14 protein-coding genes are annotated in these 16111 nt (G+C 71.1%); 8 read left to right on the top strand and 6 right to left on the bottom strand.

The window, feature by feature from the left end; translation table 11 throughout:
* Positions 1 to 6: 6 nt before the first annotated feature.
* The 6 genes from KRR39_RS12140 to KRR39_RS12115 all read right to left on the bottom strand — a co-directional run bounded on the left by KRR39_RS12140 (position 7) and on the right by KRR39_RS12115 (position 8219).
* Positions 7 to 936, bottom strand: a complete 930-nt coding sequence (locus tag KRR39_RS12140) for a type II secretion system F family protein (RefSeq protein WP_254185728.1) — start codon at positions 934 to 936, stop codon at positions 7 to 9.
* A 17-nt stretch (positions 937 to 953) separates the two neighbouring features.
* Positions 954 to 1400 (bottom strand): type II secretion system F family protein, encoded by a 447-nt coding sequence (locus KRR39_RS12135; protein WP_254185092.1) that lies wholly within the window; start codon positions 1398 to 1400, stop codon positions 954 to 956.
* Positions 1297 to 2895, bottom strand: a complete 1599-nt coding sequence (locus tag KRR39_RS12130) for a vWA domain-containing protein (RefSeq protein WP_216937236.1) — start codon at positions 2893 to 2895, stop codon at positions 1297 to 1299. Before KRR39_RS12130 ends, KRR39_RS12135 begins: the two co-directional genes overlap by 104 nt.
* Before the next feature lie 4 nt (positions 2896 to 2899).
* Complete coding sequence (locus KRR39_RS12125) at positions 2900 to 5488, bottom strand: ATPase, T2SS/T4P/T4SS family (RefSeq protein WP_216937235.1); 2589 nt, start codon at positions 5486 to 5488, stop codon at positions 2900 to 2902.
* Positions 5489 to 5494: 6 nt separating this feature from the next.
* Positions 5495 to 6232, bottom strand: coding sequence for a Flp pilus assembly protein CpaB (gene cpaB / locus KRR39_RS12120; RefSeq protein WP_216937234.1), 738 nt, complete (start codon positions 6230 to 6232; stop codon positions 5495 to 5497).
* 211 nt (positions 6233 to 6443) lie between these two features.
* Positions 6444 to 8219 (bottom strand): AMP-dependent synthetase/ligase, encoded by a 1776-nt coding sequence (locus KRR39_RS12115; RefSeq protein WP_216937232.1) that lies wholly within the window; start codon positions 8217 to 8219, stop codon positions 6444 to 6446.
* A 127-nt stretch (positions 8220 to 8346) separates the two neighbouring features.
* Here KRR39_RS12115 and KRR39_RS12110 point away from each other — a divergent pair, with 127 nt between their 5' ends.
* The 8 genes from KRR39_RS12110 to KRR39_RS12075 all read left to right on the top strand — a co-directional run bounded on the left by KRR39_RS12110 (position 8347) and on the right by KRR39_RS12075 (position 16108).
* Positions 8347 to 8784, top strand: coding sequence for an SRPBCC family protein (locus tag KRR39_RS12110; protein ID WP_216937230.1), 438 nt, complete (start codon positions 8347 to 8349; stop codon positions 8782 to 8784).
* Between the two features lie 11 nt (positions 8785 to 8795).
* Positions 8796 to 9974, top strand: coding sequence for an ArsA family ATPase (locus KRR39_RS12105; protein ID WP_216937228.1), 1179 nt, complete (start codon positions 8796 to 8798; stop codon positions 9972 to 9974).
* Entirely contained in the window at positions 9971 to 10363 is a 393-nt protein-coding gene (locus tag KRR39_RS12100; RefSeq protein WP_216937226.1) for a hypothetical protein, read from the top strand. The genes KRR39_RS12105 and KRR39_RS12100 overlap by 4 nt, the downstream gene beginning before the upstream one ends.
* Positions 10363 to 11307 carry an ROK family glucokinase gene (locus KRR39_RS12095; RefSeq protein ID WP_216937224.1) on the top strand — a complete coding sequence of 315 codons (945 nt, stop codon included), beginning with the start codon at positions 10363 to 10365 and terminating at the stop codon, positions 11305 to 11307. Before KRR39_RS12100 ends, KRR39_RS12095 begins: the two co-directional genes overlap by 1 nt.
* Before the next feature lie 179 nt (positions 11308 to 11486).
* Positions 11487 to 12953 (top strand): hypothetical protein, encoded by a 1467-nt coding sequence (locus KRR39_RS12090; RefSeq protein WP_216937222.1) that lies wholly within the window; start codon positions 11487 to 11489, stop codon positions 12951 to 12953.
* 17 nt (positions 12954 to 12970) lie between these two features.
* Positions 12971 to 13633, top strand: a complete 663-nt coding sequence (locus tag KRR39_RS12085; RefSeq protein WP_216937220.1) for an endonuclease/exonuclease/phosphatase family protein — start codon at positions 12971 to 12973, stop codon at positions 13631 to 13633.
* A gap of 118 nt (positions 13634 to 13751) precedes the next feature.
* Positions 13752 to 14429, top strand: coding sequence for a TadE family protein (locus KRR39_RS12080; protein WP_216937218.1), 678 nt, complete (start codon positions 13752 to 13754; stop codon positions 14427 to 14429).
* Positions 14426 to 16108 carry a pilus assembly protein TadG-related protein gene (locus KRR39_RS12075; protein WP_216937216.1) on the top strand — a complete coding sequence of 561 codons (1683 nt, stop codon included), beginning with the start codon at positions 14426 to 14428 and terminating at the stop codon, positions 16106 to 16108. Before KRR39_RS12080 ends, KRR39_RS12075 begins: the two co-directional genes overlap by 4 nt.
* Positions 16109 to 16111 lie beyond the last annotated feature (3 nt).

The following is a 16111-nucleotide window of genomic DNA, read 5'->3' as shown; positions in this document are numbered from 1 at the left end:
GCTGGCTCAATTCATCGCTCCGCCGGAGCTGAACGCGCCCAGCATGCCGATGACGGCCGGTCCCAGCACCGCGATGAACAGGGTGGGAAGGATGAAGAGCACCAGCGGGATCATCATCTTGACCGGCACCTGCTGCGCCTTCTCCTCGGCCCGCTGCCGGCGCTTGAGCCGGATCTCGTCGGACTGGACCCGCAGGACCTTGGACATCGGGATGCCGAACGCGTCGGCCTGCACCATCGCGGACGTGAACGAACGGAGGTCCGCGAGTGAGCTGCGCTCGCCGAGCGCTCGCAGTGCGCTCGCCCGGCCGAGACCGATTTGCATCTCCTGCAGCACCCTGGCGAGCTCGTGGGCCAGCGGCCCGGTGGTGTTGCGGGCCACCTGGGCCAGCGCGGCGTCGAACCCCAGGCCGGCCTCCACCGAGATCGAGAGCAGGTCGAGGGCGTCGGGCAGGTCCCGCTGCATCTGCTGCGTGCGGTCGTAGCCCTTCTGGTAGATGTAGTAGTTCGGACCGAAGTAGCCCAGCACGGCTCCCACGACGATCACACCGAGGATCTTCACCGGCCCGGCACCGAGGAGCAGGGCGAGCAGCATGCCTACGAAGGCACCGCCGCCGATCCCGATCACTTTCAGCGAGACGATGCGGTCGACGTTCCACCCGACCGGATTGCCGGCCACGTCCAGCTTGTGCTGGATCCGCTCGGCATAGTCGTGGGGAGTGAGGCGCTTACCGAGACTGGTGAAGCGGGACAGCATGGGGTTGAGCACCCGGTCGTTGAAAGACGGGTCGAGCTCCTCCTGCATCGAGGACGGTGCGTTGGAAAAGGCGTCCAACACCACCAGGGACTTCGAGATGCCGCGCTCCTCGTTCGTGAAGACACCCACAGCGGTCAAGGAGAGGAAGATACCGGCGAAGATGCCGGTGATCCCGAGCATCAGCACGACCGTCGTCATCAGACCTCCACCTTGACGAGCTTCTTCATAGTGAACGCACCCAGCGTCATCAAGATGGTCATACCCGCGAGCAGGACCCATCCGATCGGCGTGCTGATCAGCGGCTGCACGTAGACCGGGTTGGAGACCATCAGGAAGATGAGCACGACCACGGGAAGACCCAGCAGGATGTACGCCGAGAACCGGCCCTCGGCCGACAGCGACTTGACCTGGCGACGGAGGTACTCGCGCTCGCGCAGGGTGGCCGCGACGTTCAGCAGCAGCTCGGCCAGGTTGCCGCCCACCTCGCGCTGGATGCGGATGGCCATCACGGTCCAGGAGAAGTCCGCGCTTTCCATGCGCTCACCGATGGAGCTCAGGGCGTCCTCGATCGGCACGCCCAGGCGTGTCTCGACGAGCGCCCGCCGGAACTCGCCGGACAGCGGCTCGGTGCCCTCCCGCACCACGGTGTCCAGGGCCTGGGCCAGCGACAGGCCGGCCTGGAGGCTTCCGGCGATCAGCTGCAGGCAGCTCGCGAGCTGCGCGTTGAACGCCTTGAGCCGCCGGGAGCGCTTCGAGCCGAGGAACACCCACGGCACCAGGATCCCGAGGATCAGCCCGACCAGGCTGAGGACCAGGTTCGCGCCGGTCAGGGCCAGCGTCAGGGCCGTCACCGTGAAGGCGACGCCCGCGTGCAGGAGCAGCCACTCGGCCGGCTTGAGGGACATCCCCGCCGCGTCCAGCCGGTCGCCGAGCTTGACCTCGAAACCACGGTTGCTCTTCAGCGCCTTGGACGCGATGCCGACGGCCTGCGCGGAGATCCCCTGCGCGGGGGGCGTCCGGCCGGTTGCCGATGCGGCGGGTGCTGCCGGTGCGGGTGTAGACGTCGATGCGGCTCTCGACGGACTCGCGCCGGGACGTCGTGGCGCCGCTGACCGCGAGGACCAGGACGAGGGCGCCGAGGCCGAGCGCGCCGAGGCCGGCCAGCATCACGGTGCTGGAGACCGTGGTCCCGGGGTCGGCGGGGTGCAGGTCGGTCGGGGAGGCGACCGTGGTCTTGGGCGCGGGCAGCGTGACGAACGCCTCGTCGGTGTAGGTCTCGCCGCCGGCGACGACCGAGACCGCCAGGGTGCCCTCGGGGGTGCCGTCCGTCGGCAGGGGTGCGGTGATCAGGATCTGCTTGGCCAGGAGGTCCGCCTCGCCGGCGAACACCTGGCCGAGAGCGGCCGGGTTGCTCTCGCTGATGACGGAGCCCTCGCCGGCGTCGGACAGCGGCTGGAGCAGCGCCTCCTCGGACGAGGACTGGGCGAGGGCCACGACGTCGACCTTGACCCCGGCCTTCTTGATGCCCGCGGTCACCGAGGCCAGCGCCACGTCGGAGGTGTCCCGGCCGTCCGAGAGCACGATGATGCTGCGGCTGCCTGCCTTCCCTCCCAGGGAGACGGCCTTCTGGATCCCGGGGTAGAGCAGGGTGCCGTAGGACAGCTGGAGACCATCGACGACCGCGGTGGCCGCGGACCTGTCCAGGGTGGGCTCCTGGGCGACGGTCACGCCGCCCGCGAAGGTCACGATCCCGACGTACAGGTCGGAGGGTGCGGTGTCCAGGAACACCTGGGCCGCCTGCTTGGCCGCCGCGAACTTGGCGCCCTTCATGCTGTCGCTGACGTCGATGGCGAGGACCGTGGTCCGCCGGACCGCCTGGGCCGCGCCGGTGGCCAGCTCGGCCTTGGCTACGAGGGGCGTGTCGTCGAGGCTCAGGCCGACGGTCCCGAGGTCGGGTGCGGAGTCGCCGGAGCCGGGGAGCGAGTAGAGGACCTGGACCTTGCCGCCGCGGGTCTCGACGTGGTCGATCGTCCCCTCGGCGGCCAGGGCGGGGGAGGAGGACAGCGTGACGCCGACGACCACCCACGCCGCGAGGGCGAGGAGCGGCCGCCGGAACCCGCGTCCGCGGTCGGTGGTCACCGGGTCAGCCACCGTCCATCGCGAACAGCATCGGGTCGACGTGCACGTTGACGTGCGCCAGCTTCTCGATGAACTTGGGGCGCAGCCCCGTCGCCCGCAGCCGGCCGAGGGTCTTGCCGTTCTCGTCGAAGCCGGCCGAGTGGTCGTAGATGAAGACGTCCTGCAGCGTGATCACGTCCCCCTCCATGCGCTCGACCTCGGTGACGTGGGTGATCCGGCGCGAGCCGTCCTTGAGCCGGCTCTGGTGCACGATCAGGTCGACGGCGGAGGCCACCTGCTCGCGGATCGCCCGGATCGGCAGGTCCATGCCGGCCATCAGCACCATCGTCTCGATGCGCGCCAGCGTGTCGCGCGGACCGTTCGAGTGGACCGTGCAGAGCGAGCCGTCGTGACCGGTGTTCATCGCCTGCAGCATGTCGAGCGCGGAGGAGTCGCGGACCTCGCCGACCACGATCCGGTCGGGACGCATGCGCAGGCTGTTCTTGACCAGGTCCCGGATCTCGACGGCACCCTTCCCCTCGATGTTGGCCGGGCGGGACTCGAGCCGCAGCACGTGGTCCTGGTGCAGCTGCAGCTCCGCGGCGTCCTCGATCGTGACGATCCGCTCGTCGTGCGGGATGAAGGAGGAGAGCACGTTCAAGGTGGTGGTCTTCCCCGAGCCGGTGCTCCCGGAGACCACGACGTTCAGCCGGCCCTTGACGCAGGCCGCCAGGAAGTCGGCGGTCCGCTGCGAGTAGGTGCCGAAGGCGACCAGGTCGGCGCTGGTGTACGGGTCGGCGGAGAACTTGCGGATGGTCAGCAGGGACCCGTCCACGGCCAGTGGCGGGATGACGGCGTTCACCCGGCTGCCGTCCGGCAGGCGGGCGTCCACCATCGGGCTGGACTCGTCGACGCGACGGCCGATGCGGGACACGATCTTGTCGATGGTGCGGCGCAGGTGCTGCTCGTCGCTGAAGTGACCGTCGACCTTGATCAGGCGGCCGCCGCGCTCGATGTAGATGCTGTTCGGACCGTTGACCATGACCTCGGTCAGATCGGGGTCGCGCAGGAACGGCTCGATCGGGCCGTAGCCGAGGATGTCGTCGGAGATCTCCTGGGAGATCCGGGTCCGCTCGGCGGCGGTGAGCAGGATGTCCTCGGCCTGCATGGCCTCCTGCAGGGCGCCCTTGACCATGTGCTCGAGCTCGGTCGGGGTGAGCTCGGCGTCGTACAGCTTCGGGCCGAGCTGCTGGAGCAGCGTGTTGTGGACCTGCGACTTGAGGTTGGAGAAGTCGGTCTCGGCCTTGGTCTCCTCCTTGCCGCGGCGCTCGTTCATGGTGGCCATGGCGTCGCGGGCCGGGGCGGTCGGCGTGGCGCGGTCCCGTGACGCGGCGGCGAGCCGGTCGGCGAGGGTGCTCACGAGGACGACCTGCTGTTTCGGCGGAGGAAGGACCGCTTGGGGGCGGGAACCGCTGAGCTCACCGCGTCGCTCGGCACGCCGGAGCTGCTGGCGAGCCGCTGGCCGAGGGCGACGATCGCCTGGCTCACCGCGTGCTTGGGCTGGGCGCTCACGATCGGCTCGCCCGAGTTGGTGGCGTGCGCCACCTGGGAGGAGGTGGGGATCGCGGCGGCGATGGTCATGCCGAGGGTGCTCTCCACCTTGTCCGGGGTCAGCCCGACCTTGTCGTCGGCGCGGTTGAGGATCAGGTGGCGGTGGCTGCGCGGGAAGTTGAGCAGGTCGAGCGTCTCGACCGCGACCTTGACGTTCTTCAGGGTCGGCACGTCGAGCGTGGTGACCAGCAGCATCTCGTCGGTCTCGTCGAACGCCTGGAGGGCGTACTCGTCGAACGCGGGGGGAGGTGTCGACGACCACGAAGTCGAAGTGCCCCTTGAGCAGGCTCAGCACCCGGCCGATCAGGGGGGGCGGGATGGTGTCCTTCGCGTCCGGCTGCACCGGGGCGACCAGTGCGCTGACGCTCTCGTTGTACGTCGTGAGCAGGGGCTCCAACACGCCGAAGTCGAGACCGCTCTCGAGGTGCACCACGTCGGCCATCGTGCGGGCCGGGAACAGCTGGAGGGTGATCGCGATGTCGCCGAACGCCAGGTCCAGGTCGACCAGGCAGACCCGGTGGGCGCCGCGGGCGGAGAGGGCCAGCGCGAGGTTCACCGCCAGGGTGGTCTTGCCGACCCCGCCCTTGGGGGAGAACACCGTGATCAGGGTGCCGCGGTCGCCACCGGCGGCGGCCGCCGGTGCACCGGTGAGCGCGGTCCAGACCTGGTGGGCGCGGTGGATCGCCGCGCCGAGACCGGTGAGGTCGCGCTCGTCGACGACCTCGCGCATGCCCGAGCGCAGGGCCTCCGCGAGGACGATGGTGTCCACGCGCCGGCGGATCAGGATGACGCTGATCGTCGGACGGGTGACCCGCAGCATGTCGGCCAGGGCGGCCGCGGCCTCCAGGTCCACCGCGGGACCCAGGACGATGGCGTACTCGTTCGGGGAGTCCGCGAGGAGCCGCTTGAGCTCCTCGAGACTGGCCACGACCTGGGCGTCCGCCCCGCTGACCGAGGTGAACAGGTCGGAGTTCGAACGGCTGCTTTCAACGATGATCGGCATGGCACCTCACCCGAAGAGATTCTTGGCGGTGACGCCCGGACCGGTCTTGACCTTGGACTTGTCGTTCAGCAGACCGAAGCTGAGCTCGCCGTGGGACACGGCGTACATGATCCGTTCCGCGTCGGTCTGCGGGACCGACAGCGTGAACAGCGTCTTGGGCAGCTGCTCGGTGGTCTGCGCGCCGGCCGGGTCGGTGGTCGTGGTGTTCACCACGGTGGTGTCGCCGACGGCGATGACCTGGACCTTGGGGAGCAGCAGGCGGGTGGTGGCCCCGGCGCCGGAAGAGTCGTCGGAAGCCGTGTTGACGAAGACGGCGACGCTGGCACCCGGGTTGACGAAGCCCGCGACCCGACCGGTGTCGGTGAGGTTCACGGAGATCGCGATGTTGCCGTCCGGGATGGTGAGCGTGTCCTGGTCGCCCGCGGCTCCGAACTTGGCGGTGACGATCTGCTCGTTGGGGTAGATCGTGGACAGCGCCACGCTGTTCTCCAGGCCGGTCACGCTGTTCACCGCCCCGACCAGGACCTGGGAGCGGGGGACCTTGCCCAGCTGGATCTTTCCGGCGGCCTGCGCGGCGGCCATGGTCTCGCCCGGCTCGATCTGGGCCACCGCCTTGAGCACCTGGACCGGAGCCTGACCCGCCACGGCGCGGTTGTCGGCGCCTCTGACGTAGAGGAACACCATGCCGGTGCCGAGCGCCGCGATGAGCGCCGCCACGATCAAGAGAACTGTCCTGCGTCCCATGCGGATCTTCCTCGAGTGCTCCAGTGGCTCCGGGAGTCGCAGCCCTCACCCCGCAGGGTGTATCGGTCGTTCTCCCGGTGGGCTGAAATCCGGCCCGAGTAAAGGGTTGTACACCTAAGACACCGGCGTCTCGGGAATGGGGGAAATAGTCCGGATGGTCCACACCTGTCGGCCGATCGTCGGACACGTCGCCCACCCGGGTCCCGACGGCTCACTCGTAGAGCGCGTCGACCTCGCGGCGCAGCTCGCTCATCACGACCGCGCGACGCAGCTTGAGGCTGGGCGTCAGCTGGCCCGCCTCCTCGGTCCAGTCGCCGGGGACCACCACGAACCGGCGGATCGACTCGGCCTGGGACACCGACCGGTTGGCGTCGTCCACGGCGGACTGGATCTCGGCCCGCAGGTCGGCGTCGTCGGCCAGGTCGGCCGGCCCGCCGTGCTTGCGGTGCGCCTCGGCCCAGGGCGCGAGCGCGTCGGGGTCCAGGGTGACCAGGGCCGCGACGAAGGGCCGCCCGTCCCCGACCACCAGGCACTGGCTCACCAGCGGGTGCGCCCGGATGTGGTCCTCGAGGCCCGCGGGGGCGACGTTCTTGCCGCCGGCGGTCACCAGGATCTCCTTCTTGCGGCCGGTGATCCGCACGAAGCCCTCGTCGTCGATCTCGCCGAGGTCGCCGGTGCGCAGCCACACTCCGCCGTCCAGGGCCTCGGCGGTCGCCGCCTCGTCGGCCCAGTAGCCCGCCATCACCTGGCCGCCCCGCACCTGGAGCTCGCCGTCCTCGGCGACCCGGACCGTCGTGCCGCCCAGGGGGCGGCCGACCGTGCCGATCTTGAGCGCGTCCGGGGTGTTCACGGTCACCGCCGCGGTCGTCTCGGTCAGCCCGTAGCCCTCCAGGACGGTGACCCCGATGCCCCGGTAGAAGTGGCCGAGCCGCTCGCCGAGCGGGGCGCCGCCGGAGACCGCGTAGCGGCACCGGCCGCCGAGCGCGGCCCGGAGCTGGGCGTAGACCAGCCGGTCGGCCAGCCCGTGCCGGGCGCGCAGGAAGCGTCCCGGGCGGCCGTCCTCGAGCGCCCGGCTCCAGGCGATGGCGGTGTCGGCGGCCTTGTCGAACATCTTGCCGTGCCCGTCGCCGGCGGCCTTCTGGCTGGCCGCGTTGAAGATCTTCTCGAAGACGCGGGGGACGGCGAGCAGGAACGTGGGGCGGAACGAGGCGAGGTCGGCGCTGAGCGTGCGGATGTCGGGGGAGTAGCCCAGGCGCACCCGGCGGCGTACGGCGCCGACCTGGATGGCCCGGGCGAACACGTGGGCGAGCGGCAGGAACAGCAGCGTGCTGGCGTCCTCGCCGGCGAACAGCTCGTCGAGCTCCTCGACGGCGGCGCCGAGCTCGTGCAGGAAGTTGCCGTGCGTGAGCATGCAGCCCTTGGGCGCCCCGGTGGTGCCCGACGTGTAGATGATCGTGGCCAGGCTGTCGCCGGACATCCGCTCGCGCCGTACGTCGATCTCGTCGTCGCCCACGGTCTCCCCGGCAGCGGTCAGCGCCTCGACGGCGCCGTCGTCGAGGACCCAGACCTGCCGGCGGCCGCCACCCACCCGGACCCGGGCGGCGTGCGCGGCGTTCTCCACCACGACGGCGCGGGCGCCCGAGTGGGTCAGGATCCGGGCGACCTGGTCCGCGGAGGAGGTCTCGTAGACCGGCACCGAGACCGCGCCCGCGAACCAGATCGCGTAGTCGAGCAGCGTCCACTCGTAGCGGGTGCGCGACAGCAGGCCGACCCGGTCGCCGGGGTCGACGCCGGAGGCGACCAGGCCCTTCGCGACGGCCGTGACCTGGGCGAGGAACTCCGCGGCGGTGACGTCGACCCACCGGTCCCCGGCCCGGCGCGAGAAGGCGACCGTGTCCGGATGCTCGGCCGCGTTGCGGACGACGTCGTCGGTGAGGGTGCCGCGGGGCGGCACGTCGGTCAGTGCCGGTGACGCGTACTCACGCAACGAACCGCCTCCTGTCTCGTGTCCCGAGCCGATGCTCCCCGACGCTACCGTGACGCGTGGTCGGGCGGGACACGGCATCGGCTACCCTCGCCCTGCGAGCTGACCGCCCGGACGAGTGAGGAACCTGATGGCTGAGCAGACCACGTCGAGCATCGTCATCGCCGCCGACGCCGCCTCGGTCATGGCGGTGATCGCCGACTTCGGTGCCTACCCGGTGTGGGCCCAGGGCGTGAAGAAGGCCGAGCCGGTCGGGGCCGCGGGGGACCGCCCCGGGCAGGTGTACTTCGAGCTCGACGCCAGCCCGATCAAGGACGCCTACACCCTTGCCTACGACTGGCACGCGGACGACGAGGTCTCCTGGAAGCTGGTCGAGGGCAAGATGCTCAAGGCGATGGACGGGGCCTACCTGCTCGACGACCGCGGCGACGGCACCACCGAGGTCACCTACCGGCTCGCCGTCGACATCTCGATCCCGATGATCGGGATGCTCAAGCGCAAGGCCGAGAAGGTCATCATCGACACCGCGCTGAAGGGTCTCAAGAAGCGCGTCGAGTCGCTGGGCTGACGACGCCGCCCGTGCGGATCATCCTGTTCACCGGCAAGGGCGGGGTCGGCAAGACGACCGCGGCGGCCGGGACCGCGACGGTCGCCGCCCGCTCCGGCCTGCGGACGCTGGTGCTCTCCACCGACGCGGCGCACTCGCTGGCCGACGCCTTCGGGGTCCCGATCGGCCCCGAGCCCACCCGGGTCGCCGACCGCCTGTTCGTGCAGCAGGTCGACGCCCAGCAGCGCTTCGAGCGGTCCTGGGCGGAGATCCAGGGCTACCTGCTCTCGGTCCTCGACGCGGTCGGGGTCGACCCGATCGCCGCCGAGGAGCTGACCGTGGTCCCGGGCGCCGAGGAGGTGCTGGCCCTGCTCGAGCTGCGCACCCAGGTGCTCTCGGGCGAGTGGGACGTGGTGGTCGTCGACTGCGCGCCGACCGCCGAGACGCTGCGGCTGCTGGCGCTGCCCGAGGCGCTGGGGTGGTACCTGGACCGGGTCCTCCCCGCCGACCGGCGTCTCGTGAAGGCGCTGCGCCCGGTGCTGGCGCGGGCGGCCGGCGTGCCGATGCCGCAGGACGCCGTCCTCGAGGCGGTGGAGCGGCTGCACCGTGACCTCGAGGAGGTGCGGGCGCTGCTCACCGGCGAGGACGCCAGCGTGCGGCTGGTGCTCACCCCCGAGGCCGTCGTGGTCGCCGAGGCCCGGCGCTCCCTGACCACGCTCTCGCTGTTCGGCTACCGGGTGGACGGGGTGGTCGCCAACCGGGTGTTCCCGGACGGCGGCGCCGACGAGTGGCGGCGCACCTGGGTCGAGGCCCAGGCGGCGGTGCTGGCCGAGGTGGAGCAGTCGTTCACCGGCCTGCCGGTCTGGCGGTCGTCGTACCAGCCCTCCGAGCCGGTCGGGGTGGACGCGCTGGCCGGCTTCGCCGAGGCGGCGTACGCCGGGGACGACCCGCTCGCGGCGCCGAAGGGCGACGGGCCGATGACCATCACCCGAACCCGCTCGGGTACGACGCTGCGGATCGCACTACCGTTTGTCGCCAAGTCCGACATCGACCTGGCACGACATGGAGACGAGCTCGTGGTGACCGTGGGTTCCTACCGCCGGCTGATCGCGCTGCCCGCAGCGCTCGCCCGGCACTCGATCGCGGGCGCATGCATCGAGGACGGTGCCCTGCGGGTCCGGTTCCGTCCCGACGGGGAGCCGGCGCCGTGACCGGGGCCGACGAGCCGGTCGGGTCGGTCACCGAGGAGGCGGTCAAGCTGCTGCACGCGCTGCAGGGCTGGGCCAAGGACAGCGGCAGCGACTACGCCGGGGCCGCGGCCTCGGCCGCGGAGGGTGCGGCGTCCGCGGCGCACCGGGTCAACGAGCACGTCGCGACGGGCGAAGGAGCGTGCACCTACTGCCCCGTGTGCCGGGTGATCTCCGCCGTGCGGGACACCAGCCCGGAGGTCAAGGCGCACCTGTCCACGGCGATGACGTCGTTGATGCAGGCCGCGGCAGGCATGATGGCCACGCCGGTGCCCGACCCCGGGGCGCGCCGCCCGGACGGCCCGGTGGAGAAGATCGACCTCAGCGACGACGACGAGTGGGAGGACGACTGATGGGACTGACGGTCGGGATCGACGTGGGCGGCACCAAGATCGCCGGTGGCGTCGTCGACGAGCAGGGTCACATCCTCGCCACGGCCCGGCGTGAGTCGCCGGCCACCGACACGGACGCCATCGAGCACGCCATCGAGGAGCTGGTCGCCGAGCTGCGCTCCGAGCACGAGGTCGTCGCGGTCGGGGTCGGCGCGGCCGGCTTCGTCGACTCGAGGCGCTCCACGGTGCTGTTCGCGCCGAACCTCGCCTGGCGCGACGAGCCGCTGCGCGCGGACCTGGAGAAGCGCATCGACCTGCCGGTCGTGATCGAGAACGACGCCAACGCCGCGGCGTGGGGCGAGTTCACCTTCGGCGCCGGCGAGGACGTCCAGGACACCCTGCTGGTGACCGTCGGGACCGGGGTCGGCGGCGGCATCGTGCTCAACGGCAGCCTGCACCGCGGCGCGTTCGGCGTGGCCGCCGAGATCGGGCACATGCGCGTCGTACCGGACGGCCGGATCTGCGGCTGCGGCAACCGCGGCTGCTGGGAGCAGTACGCCAGCGGCACCGCCCTGGTCCGCGACACCAAGGAGCAGGCGCGGCAGGGCTCGTTGATCGCCCGGAGCCTGCTCGACCGGGCAGGCGGGGTCGTCGACGACATCAGCGGACCGCTGATCACCGAGGCGGCCCGCGAGGGCGACACCTTCGCCCGCGAGCAGCTCGCCTCGCTCGGCAAGTGGCTCGGCGAGGGCATCGCCAGCCTGACCGCGGTCCTCGACCCGGCCGTGGTCGTCATCGGCGGTGGGGTCTCCGAGGCCGGTGACCTGTTGCTGGACCCGGTCCGTGCGCACTTCGCGGCCAACCTGACCGGTCGGCACTACCGCCCCGAGCTCGAGGTGCGGGCGGCGTTGCTCGGCAACAAGGCCGGCATGATCGGTGCGGCCGACCTGGCGCGACGGCCCTGATCCCGGACGGGGGCCGCCAGAGTGGTGGGTCCCGGGTGCGGGCCGTCGGACAGGCAGCTCACACCCGGAGCCGCCGGCATCGGCCCCGCCGCCGCGAAGCCTCCTGTCCGAAGGTCCCGGAGACGCGCCAGTTCGACGGTTGAGGCGTGCCGGAAGGTGCGGACGGCGATACTTGGCCGGTGACGACGGAGGTGGGCGCGACGACGGGCGCCGACACGACCGCGGGCGCCGCCCTGGTGCCGGCCCGGCCCGGACGGGTGATCGAGACGGCACCGTTCGTCCTCCTGGTGCTGCTGCTGGCGGTGGTCCTGAAGTACTCCGCGCTGACTCTGACCAACCAGGACACCTGGTTCCACCTGACCCTCGGCGACCACTTCCGCGGCGACTGGTCCCTGGCGCACCCGGGCGCGCTGACGCCTTTCGCGACGAGCCAGTGGGTGCCGACCCAGTGGTCCACGGAGGTGCTGGCCAGCCTGGTCGAGCACTGGTTCGGGCTGCCCGGGGTGGCGTGGCTCTTCGGCGCGTTCTACCTGCTCCTCGTGCTCACGGCGTACGGCGTCTGCCGCGCGCGGTCCGGCGCGCTGCCGGCGACGGTCGTGACCGCGTTGCTGGTCTTCGCGGCCGCGCCGGCGCTCTCGGCCCGGCCGCAGGTCCTGAGCCTGATCCTGGTCGCGGTGACGGTGCACGCCTGGCTGCGGACCTGGGACGACGGGCGGCTCCGGTGGTGGCTGGTGCCGCTCACCTGGGTGTGGGCCACCGCCCACGGGCTGTGGTCGGCCGGGGTGCTGCTCGGCCTGGTGTGCTGCGTCGGCCTGCTCCTGGACCGGCGGGTCGGCGGCCGTCGCGCCGTGCTCGCGTTCGCCGTCCCGTTGCTCTCCCTGGCGGCCACGGCACTGACCCCGGTCGGGCCCCGCCTACTGGCCGCGCAGCTCGCCGTCTCCGCCCGGACCTCGCTGATCGCCGAGTGGGGCCCGACCAGCTTCCGGACGGTCCCGGCCCTGGTCGCCGCCGCGATGGTGGCCTGGCTCGCGGTGCTGTGGGCCCGCCGCGGCGGGACGTCGTGGACGCACCTGCTGCTGCTGCTCCTGGCCGCGGCCTGGATCCTGCTCGTGACCCGGACGGTGTCGCTCGGCGCGATCGTGGTCGCCCCGCTGCTCGCCCAGGCGCTCGAAAGGTCGATCACGGGCGCCGGGCCGGGGCGGACCGGGACCCGGACCAGCGAGCGCTGGGTGGTGGGCGCGGCTGCCCTGGGCTACCTCCTGGTGCTCGCGCTGGCGGTGCCCGGCGCTGCGGCGACGGCCGAGGGGGTCCCCACCCGGTTCCAGCCCCGGCTCGAAGCCCTGCCCGCGGGCAGCACCCTGCTCGTCGACAACGGCACCGGTGCGTGGGTCGAGTGGGCGGTGCCCGCCGTGCACCCGGTCGTCGACGGCATGCTCGACGCCTACCCGGTCGACTACCTGCGTCGCTACTTCGGGTTCACCCGGGCTGAGCCCGGCTGGCAGGCGTTCGTCCGGGACAGCGGGGCCCGCGCGGGCATCCTCGGGAGCGGGTCTCCGGCCTCGACGGCGCTGCAGGAACGTCTCGGCTGGCGGGCGGTCGCCCGGGACCGGGACTGGGTCTACCTCGAAGCGCCCGACGCCCGGTGAGGACCGAGCTGCGGGTGATGACCTACAACATCCTGCAAGGCGGCCGCCGCGGACAACCGGTGCTCGACGTGGTCCGGGCCGCCGTACCCGACGTGCTGCTGGTGAACGAGTGCCCGAAGACGCCCCTGCTGTGGCGCCGCCGGAGTCGCCGGCTCGCCGAGGGCTGCGGCCTCCGGTACGTCGCGGGCGGCCGCCCCGCCGGGTCCAACCTGGTGGCCGTCGCGCCCGGGGTCGGCGTGGTGTCGGTCCACGCCGAACGCCTCCGCCAGCCGTTCGGCGCGCCCCGCCGCGGCGTCGTGGCGGCCCAGCTCCGGGTGCAGGGCCGGCTGGTCGGCGTCGTCTCGTGCCACCTGAGCCTCGACGCCGACCGTCGCCTGGTCGAGGTGGCCCGGGTGGTCGAGCTGGCCGCGCGGCTGCGCGGACCGGTCGTGGTCGCCGGCGACCTGAACGAGGGGCCCGACGGTCCGTGCTGGAGGCTGCTCGAGCGCGCCGGGTACGTCGACCACGGCTCGTCGCAGTGGCGGACGTTCCCCGCCGAGCGGCCCGAACGGCGCATCGACGCGCTGTTGGTCCGCGGCGACGTCGAGGTCCTGAAGCACGGCGATCCGGGTGTGGACGCTGCGCTGCTGGCGGCCGCCAGCGACCACCGGCCGGTGCTGGCGCGGATCGCCCTGGTCTGAACCACCGACGGCCGTGCCGAGGGACATGGCCGGTCGACCGTCGGTGCGGCTCGTCACTTTTCCCAAAGCACCGCGAACCGGACTCCCGCCGCCCTACCCTCGTCGTGGGAGGAACGTGATGAAGTCTGTGCTGAGCCTGCGCGCCCGGATCCGCGCCCGTCGTCGGGGTCAGCGTGGTGCCGTGGCTGTCGAGGCTGCGCTCGTCACCACCTTCATCCTGATCCCGTTGATCTTCGGCATCATCGAGTTCTCCTTCGTCCTGCGCGACTACGTCTCGGTGACCTCGGCCACGCGCAGCGGCACGCGGATCGCGTCCGCCAACGCGGGAGCAGGCGTCCAAATCTGCGATCCCGGCGAGACCGGAACGGCGTGCGCGGACACCCGCGCCCCCGAGTTCGCCAAGCTGGCCGCGAATGCGGTCCAGAACCAGGGATCCGCCTTGAACAAGGACCAGATCAACTACATGTTGATCTACAAGTCCAACGCGAGCGGATATCCAGGCACGATGACAAGCTGGGGAAGCACTCCACCCGCGACCTCGTGCGTCACGGTCGGGAGCTGCGTCGTCTTCAAGTGGGTCAAGGCCTCCGACAAGTTCAAGTACGACAGCGGGGCCTGGGACTCCAAGACCGTGAACGCCTGCGTCTCCGGAGCGGAGTCGACCGGGGTCTATATCAACGCCACGCATGGCTTCCTCACGGGTCTGTTCGGTTCGTCCATGGTGATCGGGGACAGGACAGTCATGAAGTTCGAGCCGTTGACCGCGACCTCGTGCGGACCCGGGAAGCACGCATGAAGGCCGCGCTGGCCCGACTGGTCGCCCGTCGGCTTCGCGCGCGCGCCAGCCAGGCGGGGTACGCGGCGGTCATGGTGGCGCTCCTGCTGCCCATCGTGTTCCTCGGCTGTGCAGCGTTCGCGGTGGACACCGCCCGCTGGTACGTGGAGGCGGAGCGCGTGCAGCGTGCGGCGGACGCGGCCGCACTCGCCGGCGTGGTCTGGATGCCTGCGGACTTCGCGACCGCCAAGACGGCCGCACTCGCGGAGGCGAAGAGGAACGGCTATGACGACGCGTCCAGCACCGTGACGGTCGTCGTCGCACCCGGTGACAAGCCCAGCCACCTGCAGGTCACCATCAACAGCACCGTCACCAACAACTTCGGAAGCGCCATCGGCTCGCCGAGTACGACCGTGGGACGCAGTGCGACCGCGGACTACGCAGGTGGACTGTCGATGGGCAGTCCCTGTAACGAGTTCGGCAGCGATCCCGACACTGCCTTGTCGTCCGGTAACGCCAGGAGTGGCAACTGCTCCGACGCGGGCGACTTCTGGGCAAACGTCGGCAGTCTCAAGGCGACCAAGGTCAGCGGCGACGCCTTCCAGGACAACGTGTGCGCCTCCGGGGTGGACGGTTGCACGAGCAGCTCCGGGCCCAACACCGACTACGACCCGGACGGGTACCTCTACACGGTGAACACCACCGCTGCCCTGAACAACGTCAACCTCGAGGTCTTCGACCCGGCGCTCATCGCGGTGGGCGACCACTGCACGTCGAACAACCTGGCGTTGGCCAAGGCCCTGACCAGCACGGACGTGGCCAACGCCAGCACTCGCTACAAGGAAGGCGACGGTCCCTACTGCACCGGCGACAACGACTTCGGGTCCGGCACCGGCTACACGAACCAGGTGTCGACCGACTTCACCGTTCGGCTGATGGGGGCCGCCGACGACCCCACGCGTCCGACCACGTGGCCGGAGATGACCCCCACGCAGTGCCCCGGGGCCAAGCCCTACAAGGGGTACGACGGCGACCTGTCGAAGGCGCTCAACAAGGGGAACAGCACCACCTACGACAGCTACGTCGCGGCCAACTTCCGCAGGTGGGTGCCGCTCTGCACCCTGGGAAGCCTGCCGAAGGACAGCAAGCTGGCCATCCAGGTGAAGACCAACGGGGTCGGAAACGACAACGGCAACGGCCACAACCGTTTCGGCCTGCGTGGCTACTCCTCCTCGTCGACCACCGGCAAGGATTCCCTCTCCATCGCTGCCTTCAACAAGATGGCGGTCTACGCCAACGTCCAGGGCGGCTCCAGCCGCTTCTTCTTGACCCGGGTGCCCTCCGCCGCGAAGGGGCAGACCCTCGCCGTCAGCCTCTTCGACATCGGAGACATCAGCGGCGGGACCGGCACCTTGAAGTTCATCGCGCCCTCGGAGTCCGGTATCACCTTCACCAACTGCTTGATGGTCGGCAAGGTCAACACGACCGACGCCGACTGTCAGATCCCGGTCGACGGGACCTTCGGGGGGAAGTGGCAGAACGTCTACATCCAGATCCCGAACACGTACACCTGCTACGACTCGCTCCCCACCGGGTGCTGGGTCAAGCTCAACTACGACCTGACCGGCACCTCGAGTGCCCAGGACACCACTTCGTGGGAGTCCAGCATCGACGGCGACCCGGTCCGGCTGATCAAGTAGCCG

The sequence above is a fragment of the Nocardioides panacis genome (genome assembly GCF_019039255.1).
Classification (GTDB): domain Bacteria; phylum Actinomycetota; class Actinomycetes; order Propionibacteriales; family Nocardioidaceae; genus Nocardioides_B; species Nocardioides_B panacis.
This window is presented reverse-complemented; position numbering and strand designations above follow the sequence as displayed.

Coding starts and splice junctions, on each gene's coding strand:
- KRR39_RS12140 (WP_254185728.1), bottom strand. CDS start 936: ATGCTCGGGATCACCGGCATCTTCGCCGGTATCTTCCTCTCCTTGACC.
- KRR39_RS12125 (WP_216937235.1), bottom strand. CDS start 5,488: ATGCCGATCATCGTTGAAAGCAGCCGTTCGAACTCCGACCTGTTCACC.
- KRR39_RS12095 (WP_216937224.1), top strand. CDS start 10,363: ATGGGACTGACGGTCGGGATCGACGTGGGCGGCACCAAGATCGCCGGT.
- cpaB (WP_216937234.1), bottom strand. CDS start 6,232: ATGGGACGCAGGACAGTTCTCTTGATCGTGGCGGCGCTCATCGCGGCG.
- KRR39_RS12075 (WP_216937216.1), top strand. CDS start 14,426: ATGAAGGCCGCGCTGGCCCGACTGGTCGCCCGTCGGCTTCGCGCGCGC.
- KRR39_RS12080 (WP_216937218.1), top strand. CDS start 13,752: ATGAAGTCTGTGCTGAGCCTGCGCGCCCGGATCCGCGCCCGTCGTCGG.
- KRR39_RS12085 (WP_216937220.1), top strand. CDS start 12,971: ATGACCTACAACATCCTGCAAGGCGGCCGCCGCGGACAACCGGTGCTC.
- KRR39_RS12110 (WP_216937230.1), top strand. CDS start 8,347: ATGGCTGAGCAGACCACGTCGAGCATCGTCATCGCCGCCGACGCCGCC.